Annotated in this window: 14 protein-coding genes and 2 pseudogenes; 1 reads left to right on the top strand and 15 read right to left on the bottom strand. The window is 48.3% G+C overall.

Annotation, left to right across the window (positions count from 1 at the left end; genetic code table 11):
- Positions 1 to 4: 4 nt before the first annotated feature.
- The 6 genes from lspA to UM402_RS04005 all read right to left on the bottom strand — a co-directional run bounded on the left by lspA (position 5) and on the right by UM402_RS04005 (position 6,421).
- Positions 5 to 529, bottom strand: coding sequence for a signal peptidase II (lspA, locus tag UM402_RS04030; protein WP_053952955.1), 525 nt, complete (start codon positions 527 to 529; stop codon positions 5 to 7).
- Positions 522 to 3,356: an isoleucine--tRNA ligase gene (gene ileS / locus UM402_RS04025; protein ID WP_058579514.1), complete on the bottom strand. Its 2,835-nt coding sequence runs from the start codon at positions 3,354 to 3,356 to the stop codon at positions 522 to 524. Before ileS ends, lspA begins: the two co-directional genes overlap by 8 nt.
- Positions 3,357 to 3,382: 26 nt before the next feature.
- A complete protein-coding gene (ribF, locus tag UM402_RS04020; protein WP_058579515.1) occupies positions 3,383 to 4,321 on the bottom strand; it encodes a bifunctional riboflavin kinase/FAD synthetase in 939 nt (312 codons plus the stop codon).
- Between the two features lie 61 nt (positions 4,322 to 4,382).
- Positions 4,383 to 5,945 carry a murein biosynthesis integral membrane protein MurJ gene (gene murJ, locus UM402_RS04015; RefSeq protein ID WP_058579516.1) on the bottom strand — a complete coding sequence of 521 codons (1,563 nt, stop codon included), beginning with the start codon at positions 5,943 to 5,945 and terminating at the stop codon, positions 4,383 to 4,385.
- Between the two features lie 36 nt (positions 5,946 to 5,981).
- A complete protein-coding gene (locus UM402_RS04010) occupies positions 5,982 to 6,107 on the bottom strand; it encodes a DUF86 domain-containing protein (RefSeq protein WP_322295450.1) in 126 nt (41 codons plus the stop codon).
- Positions 6,108 to 6,121: 14 nt separating this feature from the next.
- A complete protein-coding gene (locus tag UM402_RS04005; protein ID WP_058579517.1) occupies positions 6,122 to 6,421 on the bottom strand; it encodes a nucleotidyltransferase family protein in 300 nt (99 codons plus the stop codon).
- Between the two features lie 186 nt (positions 6,422 to 6,607).
- Between UM402_RS04005 and rpsT the strand changes: the two genes are divergently transcribed.
- Positions 6,608 to 6,868 (top strand): 30S ribosomal protein S20, encoded by a 261-nt coding sequence (rpsT, locus tag UM402_RS04000; RefSeq protein ID WP_053952959.1) that lies wholly within the window; start codon positions 6,608 to 6,610, stop codon positions 6,866 to 6,868.
- A gap of 79 nt (positions 6,869 to 6,947) precedes the next feature.
- Here the strand turns inward: rpsT and UM402_RS03995 are convergent, their stop codons facing one another.
- The 9 genes and pseudogenes from UM402_RS03995 to flgL form a co-directional block, all read right to left on the bottom strand.
- A complete protein-coding gene (locus UM402_RS03995) occupies positions 6,948 to 7,484 on the bottom strand; it encodes a helix-turn-helix transcriptional regulator (RefSeq protein ID WP_058579518.1) in 537 nt (178 codons plus the stop codon).
- Complete coding sequence (locus UM402_RS03990) at positions 7,481 to 7,714, bottom strand: hypothetical protein (RefSeq protein WP_322295449.1); 234 nt, start codon at positions 7,712 to 7,714, stop codon at positions 7,481 to 7,483. Before UM402_RS03990 ends, UM402_RS03995 begins: the two co-directional genes overlap by 4 nt.
- 106 nt (positions 7,715 to 7,820) lie before the next feature.
- Positions 7,821 to 8,117, bottom strand: a complete 297-nt coding sequence (locus UM402_RS03985) for a hypothetical protein (RefSeq protein ID WP_058579519.1) — start codon at positions 8,115 to 8,117, stop codon at positions 7,821 to 7,823.
- A gap of 1 nt (position 8,118) precedes the next feature.
- Entirely contained in the window at positions 8,119 to 8,541 is a 423-nt protein-coding gene (gene fliS / locus UM402_RS03980; protein ID WP_058579520.1) for a flagellar export chaperone FliS, read from the bottom strand.
- A gap of 19 nt (positions 8,542 to 8,560) precedes the next feature.
- On the bottom strand, positions 8,561 to 9,952 hold the full coding sequence (gene fliD / locus UM402_RS03975) for a flagellar filament capping protein FliD (protein WP_058579521.1): 1,392 nt from the start codon (positions 9,950 to 9,952) through the stop codon (positions 8,561 to 8,563).
- 13 nt (positions 9,953 to 9,965) lie between these two features.
- Positions 9,966 to 10,367 (bottom strand): flagellar protein FlaG, encoded by a 402-nt coding sequence (locus tag UM402_RS03970; RefSeq protein ID WP_058579604.1) that lies wholly within the window; start codon positions 10,365 to 10,367, stop codon positions 9,966 to 9,968.
- Between the two features lie 208 nt (positions 10,368 to 10,575).
- Positions 10,576 to 10,812 (bottom strand): annotated as a pseudogene (locus tag UM402_RS03965) (flagellin); the annotation flags it as partial.
- A gap of 816 nt (positions 10,813 to 11,628) precedes the next feature.
- A pseudogene (locus UM402_RS12735) lies at positions 11,629 to 11,997 on the bottom strand (flagellin); the annotation flags it as partial.
- A 222-nt stretch (positions 11,998 to 12,219) separates the two neighbouring features.
- Positions 12,220 to 13,440 (bottom strand): flagellar hook-associated protein FlgL, encoded by a 1,221-nt coding sequence (flgL, locus tag UM402_RS03955; protein ID WP_058579523.1) that lies wholly within the window; start codon positions 13,438 to 13,440, stop codon positions 12,220 to 12,222.
- Between the last annotated feature and the right edge of the window lie 21 nt (positions 13,441 to 13,461).

Here is a 13,461-nt window from a genome sequence, read left to right as displayed (position 1 = left end):
ACCCCTACGACTTGTCACCCTCGTCCAGTTTGTCACGACGGTTATCAAAAAAGGCTTCCAGCAACATCAAAGCGGCGCCTATCGTTATTGCCATATCAGCAACGTTAAACGCTGGCCAATGCCAACCTTGATAATGCACATCGAAAAAGTCGATGACATAACCGTACATCAAGCGATCGGCAACATTGCCTATCGCGCCGGCTAAAATCAGTGCAAAAGCCAGGTTCTGACGCCATAAACCCACTGGATTACGGCGCATCCAAATAAGCAGCACCACACTAATGGCAATCGCGATAGCCGTAAACAGCCAACGCTGCCAGCCGCCACTGTCACTTAAAAAGCTAAATGCGGCACCGTAGTTATGGACATAGGTGAAGTTGAACAAGCCCTCTATGACCACGCGACTTTCATACAGCTCGAACTCACCAGCCACCCAAATTTTGGTGACTTGGTCGATCACGAACAGCAACAGCGTCAGCCACAAAAAGCGTAAGCCAGTGGCTCTTTTTGAGTGTGCAAAATCAGGCAAAACGACGCTCCTCACCTTCACCATCAATATTAGTTACACAGCGCTGACACAAGTCATCGTGCTCTGACAAAGTGCCAACTTCTTCACGATGATGCCAGCAGCGCTCACATTTTTTATAAGTACTCTGCTTAACTTCCACCGCCAGTGCCAGTTTCTCCGCTTTAACCGCGTTAGCTGGAGCGTTATCCAATGCTTCAACACGAGCTTCAGAGGTCAGCAATGCAAAACGCAGCTCTTCACCTAAACGGTTCAGAGAGGTCGCCAGCTTATCATCGGCATATAAGGTTACTTCTGCCTGCAGCGAGCCGCCAATCACATCGTCACGACGCGACTGCTCCAGCGCTTGGTTAACGGTGTCACGTACGTCCAGCAGCTGCATCCAAAATTCGTTTTCGGTGTCACTCACACCGGCAAAGTCGCTAAAGCCTTCATACCAACTTTCGGTAAAGACATACTCGCCACGCTCGCCCGGCAATAAGCCCCAAATTTCCTGAGCCGTAAAGCTACAAATTGGCGCCATCCAGCGAACTAAGGCTTCGGCAATATGATGCAATGCTGTTTGACAAGAGCGACGCGCCAAACCATCGGACTTAGCCGTGTACTGGCGGTCTTTAATGATATCCAGATAAAAACTGCCCAGTTCAATCGAGCAGAAGTGCATTAATTTTTGCACCACGCTGTGGAACTGATAGTTGTCGTACGCTTCCAGTAACTGCTTCTGTAAATCTGCGGCACGACCGACAATCCAGCGATCCAGCTCGACCATATCGTTCATCGCAACGGTATCTTTTTTCGGGTCGAAACCACTTAAATTCGCTAACAAGAAGCGTGACGTATTACGAATACGGCGGTACGCATCGGCAGAGCGCTTCAGAATTTCATCGGATACCGTCATTTCGCCCGAGTAATCCGCAGAAGCGACCCACAAGCGCAGAATGTCGCCACCCAGCTTGTTCATCACGTCCTGAGGCGCAACCACGTTACCCACTGACTTCGACATCTTGCGGCCTTGCGCATCAACGGTAAAACCATGTGTCAGAACCTGATGGTAAGGCGCTTCCTCATACATGGCGACGCCTGTCACTAATGAGCTCTGGAACCAGCCACGGTGCTGATCCGATCCTTCCAGGTACAAATCCGCCGGCCATTGCAAGCCATCAAACTCGCGGAGTACGCAGTGGTGCGTCACACCCGAGTCAAACCAAACGTCCAACGTGTCAGTAACCTTACGGTATTGATCCGCTTCATCGCCCAACAACGTCTCCGGCTCTAAATCGAACCACGCCTGCACACCCTCTTTTTCAATCAGCTGTGCGACTTTTTCCATGAGCTCCAACGTGTTCGGGTGCAGCTCATCGGTTTCGCGGTTCACGAAAACAGCAATAGGGTTGCCCCAAGTGCGCTGGCGGGAAATACACCAGTCCGGACGCCCTTCAACCATCGATTCAATACGGCTTTGCCCCCACTCAGGGAACCAGCCCACTTTCTTAATTTGATCTAATGCGCCGGCACGCAAGCCTTTCTTGTCCATGCTAATAAACCACTGCGGCGTCGCACGGAAAATAATCGGCGTCTTATGGCGCCAGCAATGCGGGTACGAGTGGTTGTAACTTTCTGCATGCATCAGGTTGCCAACTTCGCGCAGCTTATCCACGATAGGCTCGTTCGCTTTGAAGACATGCTGACCAGCAAATAATGGCGTATCGTCTTTATACACACCGTTATCGCCCACTGGGTTATACACTTCCAGTCCGTATTTCTGACCGACCAAAAAGTCGTCAACACCATGGCCCGGTGCCGTGTGGACACAGCCTGTACCGCTTTCAGTCGTAACGTGGTCGCCCAAAATAATCGGCACCTGTAAGTCAAACAACGGATGCTGAAGCTGCAGGCCTTCTAAGTCTTTGCCTTTGCAGAAGCCAAGCTTATGGTAATGCGCAATATTCCAGCGCTCCATGCAATCTGTTACCAAATCATCCGCCAGAATGACCCGCTCTGCCGGCTGTTCACCGTCAGCTTCAATTTGTACCAGCGTGTACTCGAGGCCTTCGGCCAAAGTTACCGCACGGTTTGCCGGAATGGTCCACGGAGTGGTGGTCCAGATAACCATGCTGACATCGCCGTCACCCACATGCCCTTCTGGCGTGCTAAAGCGTTCAACGGTTTCGGCTGTCGCCGCAACAGGCATACGGACATCAATGGCTGGCGAGTTTTTGTCTTTATACTCAACTTCCGCTTCGGCCAGAGCCGAGCCACAGTCTGTACACCAATGCACCGGCTTGAAACCTTGGTGCAAGTGGCCTTTATCAATAATTTTTGCTAATGCACGAACGCTGTCCGCTTCCTGCTTGAAGTTCATGGTCAGGTACGGGTTATCCCAGTCGCCTAGTACCCCCAGGCGTTTAAAGTCAGTGCGTTGCTGATCAATTTGGGTTTGCGCGTATTCACGGCATTTCTCACGAAACTGAGCTAAGTCGAGCTTTTTACCCGGTTTACCGTGCTTTTTCTCTACCTGTAGCTCAATAGGCAGTCCGTGGCAGTCCCAACCAGGCACATACGGCGCGTCAAAGTCGCTTAATGTTTTCGCTTTAACAATAACGTCTTTCAGAATTTTATTTACGGCGTGACCAATGTGAATTTGCCCGTTTGCGTAAGGAGGGCCGTCGTGCAGAATAAATTTCGGCTTGCCGCTTTTGGCTTCACGAATTTGACCGTAAAGGTCATCTTCATACCATTGCTCCAGCATTTTCGGCTCGCGCTGAGCCAAGTTGCCGCGCATTGGGAACGCTGTTTCTGGCAAGTTTAAGGTGTGTTTGTAATCACTCATTAGTCACTGTTTCCATTTCCGCATAGTTACTGACTCCGGCAAGCTAAAGCATCGCGTGCGCGGGCGGCATCTTTTTCAATTTGTTCTTGTAAATGCTGTAACGACGCAAAGCGTTGCTCGTTACGCAATTTAGCCACCGGAGTGACCGTTAAATTCTGACCGTACAGATTGCCTGAAAACTCAAACAAATGCACCTCTAGCTGCACTTCGTCGCCATTTAATGTGGGCCGTGTGCCTAAATTGGCGACACCGGAATAAGTTTGTCCACTTTTCTCGTGTGTCGCTGTTACCGCAAATACCCCATGTAGCGGGCTTTTAAGACGCTTTAATGGCACATTTGCCGTAGGAAAACCAATAGTTCGACCATTCTTGCGGCCATGAACCACTTTTCCCATCATTTGGTATGGTCGGCCCAGCATTTGTTCGGCAAGCTCAAAATCACCGTTATCCAGCGCCTGGCGAATGGCCGTGCTACTAACACGCTGCTGTTGTTGACGATAGCTGCGCGTATCGACCACTTCAAAGCCCAGCTTGTCGCCTTCTTTTTTCAGGAGCTCAAAGTCGCCCTCTCGCTTATAGCCAAAACGAAAGTCGTCTCCCACTACTAGGAATTTTACGCCCAGCTTTTTAACCAGGGTTTGCTCAATGAATTCCTGAGCCGGCTGGCTGGCAAACTTTTTATTAAACTCAATGACGATATGACGGTCGATATTCTGAGCTTTTAACGCCGTATACTTCTCGCGCCAATTGGTCAGGCGTGCCGGTGCTTGTTCAGGCTGAAACAACTCCTGCGGCTGCGGCTCAAAGGTCATAACTGCTGACGGAACGCCAAGCTGCTTCGCTTTCTCACGAACCTGAGCCAATACCGCCTGATGGCCCAAATGCACACCATCGAAGTTACCAATGGTTAGTACGCAGCCATTATGCTCGTCTCGTAAATTGTGAGTACCGCGAATCAGTTCCATACCCGAACAGTCTTAAGGTCGTTTGAGAAAGTCGCGATTATAACCGATAACCGTGTGATAATCAGTACTCGCGAGCACGGAAATGTCGCGGTCGCATACCCGTGACAAGCAAGGTCACTAAATAGGCTACCACGCCAGCGCCAATCATTTGCGCCAGTAGCCACGGCCGCTCTACTAAACTACTTTGTTGCCATGCTGTCTCGTCTGGGTTTAGCCATAGAATGACGCTTATCATGACTGCCGTTGCCAAAATTACCTGAACAATAAAGCGCCACGTGCCTGGCTGCGCCTTTAGTACACCTTCTTTGTATAAGGTAAAGCCCAACAGGCATGCGTTAATAGCTGCGGACGCCGCCGTTGCCATTGCCAAGCCTACATAACTAAAGGGGATAGCCAGCGCTACGTTAAACACCATATTCGAAACCATAGCAATAATGCCAAATTTGACCGGGCGCTTGGTGTCCTGCCGCGAGTAAAAGCCCGTTGCCAGTACTTTTACCAACATAAAGCTGACTAAACCTGTCGCATAAGCCATTAAGCTATAAGACGCCATGCGCGCATCTTCCGGGCTAAAGGCCCCGTGCATAAAGAGCACCATTAACATAGGCTCGGCGAGTACAAATAAGCCAGCCATAGCCGGTACGCCCAAAAGCAGCACCATGCGTACTCCCCAGTCCAAAGTGGAGCTGAAGTTTTGTGTGGACTTATCAACATGGCGCGAAGATAAAGCCGGCAGTATGACCGTTGCTATGGCGATACCGAAGAGTCCTAGCGGAAACTCCAGAAGCCGGTCTGAGTAATACAGCCAACTGATAGAGCCGGTCATTAAGAAACTGGCTATGAGCGTATCGAGTAACAGATTAATTTGGCTCACCGAAACCCCAAAAATAGCCGGCAGCATCAGCTTGCGAATTTTGGTGACGCCCGGGTCTTTCCAGCCCCACTTGGGCTTCACCAACAGCCCGGCTTTTTTCAAAAACGGAATTTGGAACAGTAACTGAATTAAGCCACCGAAGAATACGCCCCACGCAAGCCCGTATTCCGGTTGCTCCATATTGGGTGCTAGCCAGATAGCGGCAGAGATAATCGCGATGTTTAAAAACACCGGGGTAAATGCCGCGACCGCGAATTTCCCAAGCGTGTTGAGAATGGCACCCGCCATGGCGGTAAAGGTAATGAACCATAAATAAGGGAAGGTAATGCGCAGCAAGTCACTGGCCAGCACAAACTTATGCCCCTGCGGGCCGTCGTGCCACCAGTCCAAAAACCACCCCATGCCAAATAGCGCCGTGACAATGGGCGAAGCTATAACGCCGAATAACGTGACCACGGTAATAATAGTGCCCAGCGTACCCGACACCCTCGCTATTAAGAGTTGTTGTTCTGGCAGCTCTTTGCCCTGCTTGTATTCTGTAAGTACCGGCACAAAGGCTTGCGCAAACGCGCCTTCGGCAAATAAACGCCGGAGGAAATTAGGGATTTTATTGGCGAAAAAGAACACGTCTGCTGCCGCGCCCGCACCCATTAGGTTAGCAATGACCACATCGCGCACTAAGCCCAAAACCCGCGAAATGAGGGTCATGAAACTTACGATGAAACCGGATTTAAGTAACGACTTAGACACAGGTAGTCCTTTGATTCCCTAAGCGTGCTGTAATTATTATTTTGCGATTTTTTCTAGTGCTTCTTTCACTTGTTCATGCATTGTTGGAAGCTCACGTTCTATGGTACGCCATACCAATTCGTAATCAATTTTAAAGTAGCCATGAGCAATCGCATTTCGCATTTGGTATGCAGAGGTTAAGGGGATATCAAACGAGCTTCTTGCTCAACTTTTTCTTTAAAATGCATAGGCAAGCTATTAGGTGTCAGCACATCCACTTCAACGCCCAGTAGCTCATTCAACTCAAACTTGATAGCTCCAATATCAAACATTGTTGTTTCTGGCGTTGTCTCAATAAGTAAGTCTAGATCGCTATCTGCAGAGTCATCTTGTCGCACAGCAGAGCCGAACACCTTCACGTTTTTCGCATGGTGCTTTTCTACAATTTGCTGAATTTCCTGACGGTGCTTTTTCAACAGCGATGATAAACGAGACATATTTCCTCCAACAGTGTTACCCGAAATATAACCTATCAACATTGTTTTCGCCATGCGAAATAGCAAAACCTAAAGGTCAATTATCTCTTATTTTTATCGCTCCAGCTGTTGACTTTTGCGGCAAAAACGGCATAATCGCCAACCTTTATAAGAGAAGCGTTCTGTTAATGAATTTAGGAGTTCACCTTGGCTAACATTAAGTCTGCTAAAAAGCGTGCGATTCAGGCCGAGAAAAATCGCCGCCACAATGCAAGCCGTCGTTCAATGATGCGTACTTACCTTAAACGTGTAAACGCAGCAATTGAAAGCAAAGATAAAGAAGCAGCAAACGCTGCAATGAAAGACGTAACCCCAATGCTGGATCGTTACGCGACTAAAGGTCTTATCAGCAAAAACAAAGCGGCACGTCATAAGAGCCGTTTAAACGCTAAGATCCAAGCACTGTAAAGAAATTTACTGACCTAGGCTTTTAGCGTAGGGAAAGAAAAGCCGACCATGATTCGTTCATTGGTCGGTTTTTTTATATCTAGTGTTTATTAGGTAAAGCTTCCATTAGCTCACCGACCTTTGCACGCACGGTTTTGTCTCTTAACTGCAACGCTAAGTTCAGGTTACTGACAAGCTCCGCATGTGCGGCTAACTGTTTTGGAATTTTCTCGTAACTGGCTAACCACTCAGCCACTTCACTCCATTGCCATAAAGGCTGTTTTCCCGTTAACCGATACAAAGGAGACGGAAAGTTACCATTGCCCCTTTTACCCTCTTTTAACAAAGATATAGACTGCTTAGTTAAGCCAGTTCGCTCCGCAATGTCACTAATACCGACGTAGCCTCCCGCATCAACAGAAGTTACTTGGCAACCTTTCAGTGACTCTACCTGTTGAATAGCGGAAAGCACAGCGTGCTGAAAGCCTGCAGCTTCCCGATCGAACTGTAAATAAACCGTTGAACCATAAAAGCAAATCAATGCGTCATCACAGCCTGCGTTATAAAGCTTGTCTTCCAATAACGGCGTTCGACTGGAAATACCGCCCAGGACAAGAGAAAAGTTGTAGGTGTTCATTTCATTAACTCCTCGCAGGCAATGACTTGTCGAACTATTTGCTTGGCGTGGTTATATGGGTTTCGTGGCGTTGACCAAACACTAATTTGGTGTTGCCGATGCCCCTTCCCACACTTTAAGCGTCCAAAGGCATGACCTTTACTCAGCTTAAACGTCCAGCCATAGACCAAAGCGAAGTCAATGGCTGCCTGAATTTCCTTATTCGGGTGTTTTTTGATACCAGACTCCATATTAACCAACCGTTGACAATTGTCAACACTCTAAAAACAGTTAATAGTCTAGTTCACATTCAAGGAGTGGGGAGTAAATTGTGAAATGGCTTACGCCTATATGTGGCTATTTGGTATACGCCCGAACGCCTTTCTTGCTTTTACCGATTTTGGTAATAGCTGCGCTGGTTTCTTCGAGGACTTTTTCTAGCTCTGGTTTTACTTCATTGAGGTAGCTATCAACCGCAGCAACTGCAGTTACCCATTTGCTAGACTCTGTCCAGCCATCAGGTAACTGCTCTAGAAAGGAAAGTATTTTAGGGAGAGTGTCAGCGGCAGACTCATACTCTGAGTCTGCTACTTGTTGTTTTAGCTGCTCGTGGAGCTCACTTAATTGTTCAGGTGAGCGCGTCTCTTCAGACAAGTTAAGCTCCAGCTGCCTGCTGCATTTGGTTCATAGCAACGTCACGCTGGTCGGCAGGAATTTGATCCCATGCACCTTTAATGTCCAGCATTAAACGAGCCACCTCGTCAATTGCATCAACATCCATATCAATAGAGGCGTCGGCAATACGCGTGCTCATGTACATGTAAAGCTCGCGTAAATTGCCGGTCGCTTCAGCGCCCGCGGTATCATCCAGGCTGTATCGTAGTGAATCAACAATCGCTTGCGCTTTACTCAGGTGATGGCTCTTTTTCTCGAGATCTTTACGCTGAATCGCGCCCTTGGCGTAGTTCAGGTTCTCCAACACACCCGCCATCAGCATTTGTACAAGCTGATAAGGGTCTGCGCCCGCAACACGAGTTTCCAGTGAGCCTTTAGTGTAGCCTTTAAGTTTCATATTCATAGTAAAACGACTCCGTTAACTAGTCATCACCGTTGTTACGAGTGAAGCCGGGTAAATTGGATAACTGAGAACTGACATAATTGCCACGGTCACGTAACTGACCGACCAACGAGTCCAATGCCTGGTATTTTGAACGCAAGGTTTCTTCTAAGCCACTCAAACGACGTTGCAATGCCTCGCGGCTCTCGCCAACACGGTCAATGCTTTCGCGGATTGAATCACGTCTTGCGTCCAGCGAGCCGCCTGACTGCACATAAGTCTGTAGCGCGGTATCAAAACGTCCTGCTAACCCGTTGTCACCGCTCAGTACAGATTCAAATAGGTCGGGGTTCTGTTCTAACTGTTCAGACACCGATGTTACCGGATTCTCCTGGGTTAACTTACCCTCGTTGTCCAGGCCGAAGCCCAAATCAAACAACGAACGGCCGCCGCCCATCGATGACATAATCATGTCATTTAGCTGACCCTGCAATGCACGTACCGTGGCGTCACCCTGCAACGAACTACCTTCTGCAGCCATTTCACTTAGGGAGCTAACCACGCCATTGTAAGCTTTTACAAAGGCATCAATTTGCTTTTTCACGCCGCCATCATCACGGGCAATGCTCAAGGATGCCGTCTCAGTACCTTCAGATGTTTTTACCGCTGTAATGGTCGAACCCTGAATCACGTCAGTGAAGGTGTTGGTATCCGAACTGGCTTGTATGCCATCGACAGTGATAACAGCATCGGTTGCCTGGTCCTTGGCCGCAATCGTCATGCCGGCTGTCGCGCCAGTCGCAACCGTCGAAATGCTGTCTAATTCCGCGTTATCGTTGGATACCACTAAATCGTTACCGGCGCCACTAACCTCAGAACTAAACACCAGCTTGGATTCTGAGCCCGTATTGATGATATTCGCGGTTACGCCAAAGTTATCTTCAGACTCGTTGATTGCGTTACGGATTTCTTGCAGCGTTGCGCCTGCGTCAACCTGAAGATCAAAACTCTCTTCGCCTGCGCCGAACGTCAATGTTCCGCCAGCCGCGCTAACAACCGCCTGCGAGTCTGCGAACGCGCCATCAGCCGAGACAGCACGGCTGCCCTGAGCTAACTGCGAAACAAAAATATCGAAGGTGCCCTTTGACGCAGTCTCAGAACTTTCCACGGTAGCAATTTTGCCGGACTCCGGCTGCGTTACCGTTGCCTTCATGCTGTTATACAGCGAGGTGTCTTTAAGAGACTCCGCAGCATCCTGCAACTTAGACAGTGTCGATTTCATTTCGCCAACGGCAGATAGCTCTACCTGAAGCCGACCTTCCTGTTGATCCAAGCGGTTTTGCTTCGGAATACGGGTTGCATCCAAAGTAGCTTTGATTATACCTTCAAGATCGAGACCGGAACGCGCGCCGGTTGACGTAACGAGTGGCATAACATCACCTCAGTTAAATTTGATTGTCGAACAAAAATCCCATCCGACTATCTTTGTTATCGGCCATTTCTTCTAAAGCTTTAGACAGCTTAACTACCAATTCTGACGGAATTTGCCGAATCGTTTCACCGTTGTCTTTATCAATCACTTTGACAATCGGGGGCTCGCCCTTCTCATCAAAAACAAACTGCAAACTGGTATTGCGAATGACGGTCGACTGGTTCATCTGCTCCACCTGTTCAGCAACACCCTCATTGCTCGCCTGCTGTTCTAGTTTATCAGCGGTGCGCTGCTGAACTTGATTGACAGTGTCCATAACCTTTTGATCTTCAGGACGCTGTGCTTTGTTCATCGACTCACTCGCTGTACTACGCAAAGAACCTAACGCACGGCTTTCAACTGACATATCTGCCATAATACTCACCATTTCCTTTAATAACGTGCAGTTTAGCACTTAATAGACTACTCCATGTACGTTATCGGCGATCCCAGCTAAAAACTTTAGCATTTAATTGAAGTTTTTTTGAGCAAAATGAATTGATTTGTTAAGCCATTGAATAATAGACATAAAAAAACCGGAGCGAATGCTCCGGTTTTTAGCAGGTTGGTTGTTATGTCGAGTATTAGCCCAACAGTGACAACGCTGCCTGAGGACGCTGGTTTGCCTGCGCCAGGATAGTCTGTGAAGCCTGCTGCAGGATCTGCGCCTGAGTCAGTTTCGCAGTCTCTGCCGCAAAGTCCGCGTCTTTAATACGAGACTGTGCTTCTGACAGGTTCTCAGAGATGTTTGCCTGGTTACGGATTGTAGCCTGGAAACGGTTCTGAGCGGCACCTAAGTCAGCACGGAAGCTGTCGATTTGGGCAATGGCACCATCGATAGCTCCAATGGCACTTTGACCACCGCCTTCCTTTGTTAAATCGATTTCAGCAATAGTTGCTTGGTCAGCAGCACCAGTAGACAATCCTCCTGGAGCGGCTGTGACATCAAAATCTTGCCCAGATGACAACTCCACCTGTCCCTTTATGTATGCTGCTGTATTGGTCCCACCATTTTCCAACTCGACAGCTGCAGTGTCTTCAGAACCTTGGATGCTGATTTTAGGATTGGTGGTCGAGTTACCTGATAAAGCTGTTAGGTTTATGTCAGCCCCATCTATTCCTGTTAGCTCGATTTTATCGCCAACCAATTTGGCGGTTACGTTAGTTTCTCCACTAACTGCGTTAATTTTGTCTGCGAAATCAGATATATCGTCTGTTGTTGCAATATCAATTTCAGTTCCATTCAACTCAACAGTTTCCGCCGCACTATCACCTGCTGAAAAAGCTGTAATTGTTGCACTGTTAAACGCTCGCGCAGTGACATCAATATTACTCAAACTGTTGATTGATTCAGCAATTTCACTAGCGTCAGCACCAGCTGCAGGACTAAACGTTTCAGTCTGATCGCCCTGACTGAAGGTCAATGCAGCATTTGTGACAGGGTCTGAAGAGAGCACCTTACCTGCTGTCGCACTATCGACCAAATCAAAAGAGTATCCGCCCAAATCAGACGCTTTCGTACTTTGTAAATCAAACGAAATTGTCTCATTAGCATTCGCACCAACTTGGAATGTCTTGGTCTTAGCACCATCAAGCAGGTTTTCACCACCAAAGCTGGTAGTTTCAGCGATACGTGTCAACTCATCTTGTAACACACCGATCTCTTTCTGGATCGCTGCTTTATCTTCAGATGAATTCAAACCGTTTTCAGACTGGATAGCCAGGGTACGCATACGCTGCAGGATTGAGCTTGATTCCTGCAAAGCACCTTCTGCGGTTTGCGCAACCGAGATGCCGTCGTTTGCGTTACGGTTACCTTGGTTAAGGCCTTCGATTTGCGAACCTAAACGGTTTGAGATTTGTAAGCCTGCAGCATCATCTGCAGCGCTGTTGATACGGAAGCCTGACGACAAACGCTCGAATGCTTGGTCAAGCTGGTTTCCTGAGTTAATCAGCTGACGCTGTGCGTTCAGTGAGCTGACGTTAGTGTTTACATATAATGGCATAATAATGCTCCTCAGTTATCTAGCCTAAGCTTGGATTCAATCGTTGTTGCCAAGCTGGAGGAAGAATCGGCTTCGTGTTTCGCCTGGTTAAAATTTCCTCTCACAAAGGGTATCGGCAGGGATCGGGGGAGCTTTAGGATTTTTTTGAAAAAAATTTAATACGGTATAAAGGAGTGGAGGAATAGGTAGTTCGCACCTTCGGCACGAACTACGGTTTAGGAGTTATAGGTAGTCGAATAAACTTAGGCGGCTTACGCGGCTAAAGATTTGTTGTGAAGCCGAGTAGATGGTTTCGTTTTTCAGCAAGTCGGTTATGGCCGTTGAGTAATCGACGTCCGCAATATCTGCACGGGCTTTTTTATTGACGATAGTAAAGTCTTCGTTGCTTAAGCGTGCATCCTGCAATACGTTAAGACGCGATCCGACCCCAGCCTGCACATCCGTAAGCTGGCCAATGCCTTTGTCCAAATCTTCTAACGCAAAGCTTAATTCACTTTCATAAAGCCCTTTGTCATCGCCGGAGTTTTCCAGTGCGTCGGCTAAATCACTAATTTGCGTTAACAGATTTCGTGATACCGGCTCCTGCAAAGAATATTCAATGGTTTCTCCCGCTACCGGCGTTTGGTTTACCGCTGTGTTAAAAGTTACTCCGTTAAAGGTGATATCGTCACCCGGAGTAAAAGCCGTGGCGCCTTGCAGCACATTACCGTCACCGTCTTCAATTTGATACTCGTCAGCTGCGGTAAAGTTTACGATCATGTCGGTGCTGTCACCCGCATCAAACCGAGTCTGCGCGAACTGCGTTAAGTCATCGCGATTAGAAATAGTGATTTTATCAACCAGTGCATTATCACCCGTTACGTCAATATCCGCGCGCTGCGATAACGTCCCAAATAATTTTGAGCCGGGGTCACCGGCAGGCAAATAAAGCGTCGGCGATAATTGCAACTCCCGCTGACCGTCATCGCTTACATATTCATACGAATCGGTTGCGCTATTAAATACCATCGGCTGTTCACGGTTTTGATATCCGGCAAAGATAAATTCACCTGATTCATCTTTTGCGACAGCCAAATCGAATACCGCATCTTCGATATCACGCAATTCATCGGCAATGGCCTGGCGGCTGGACTGATCATAACTGCCGTTACCTGCCTGCACAGCGAGCGCGCGCACTCGTTGTACTGTGTCGACAATGTTCTGGATAACACTCTCTTCCCGCGCTAAGTTATTCTCCAGCGTCACCGAGTTACGCTTAAACTGTTCGTTCTGGGCGATTTTTTCGTCCAGCGCGATCACCTGGGAATTGCCGATCGGGTCATCCGCCGGGCTCAGGATTTTAGTCTGCTTGGTTAATTGCAGTTGTATTTTGTCCAACCGCGCCTGAGAAGTTTGTAAGCTGTCCAGGCCGCGCTGGTAAAATAAATTAGTACTTAAACGCATGGTCTAACTCCTGACTTCTCA

Source organism: Idiomarina sp. OXR-189, from assembly GCF_034373425.1.
GTDB classification, from domain to species: domain Bacteria; phylum Pseudomonadota; class Gammaproteobacteria; order Enterobacterales; family Alteromonadaceae; genus Idiomarina; species Idiomarina zobellii.
Note: the sequence above shows the minus strand (reverse complement) of the source record. Positions and strands in the feature narration are given on the sequence as shown.

Coding starts and splice junctions, on each gene's coding strand:
- ileS (WP_058579514.1), bottom strand. CDS start 3,356: ATGAGTGATTACAAACACACCTTAAACTTGCCAGAAACAGCGTTCCCA.
- ribF (WP_058579515.1), bottom strand. CDS start 4,321: ATGGAACTGATTCGCGGTACTCACAATTTACGAGACGAGCATAATGGC.
- UM402_RS04010 (WP_322295450.1), bottom strand. CDS start 6,107: ATGCGAAATGCGATTGCTCATGGCTACTTTAAAATTGATTACGAATTG.
- UM402_RS04005 (WP_058579517.1), bottom strand. CDS start 6,421: ATGTCTCGTTTATCATCGCTGTTGAAAAAGCACCGTCAGGAAATTCAG.
- UM402_RS03995 (WP_058579518.1), bottom strand. CDS start 7,484: ATGAACACCTACAACTTTTCTCTTGTCCTGGGCGGTATTTCCAGTCGA.
- UM402_RS03990 (WP_322295449.1), bottom strand. CDS start 7,714: ATGGAGTCTGGTATCAAAAAACACCCGAATAAGGAAATTCAGGCAGCC.
- fliS (WP_058579520.1), bottom strand. CDS start 8,541: ATGAATATGAAACTTAAAGGCTACACTAAAGGCTCACTGGAAACTCGT.
- fliD (WP_058579521.1), bottom strand. CDS start 9,952: ATGCCACTCGTTACGTCAACCGGCGCGCGTTCCGGTCTCGATCTTGAA.
- UM402_RS03970 (WP_058579604.1), bottom strand. CDS start 10,367: ATGGCAGATATGTCAGTTGAAAGCCGTGCGTTAGGTTCTTTGCGTAGT.
- flgL (WP_058579523.1), bottom strand. CDS start 13,440: ATGCGTTTAAGTACTAATTTATTTTACCAGCGCGGCCTGGACAGCTTA.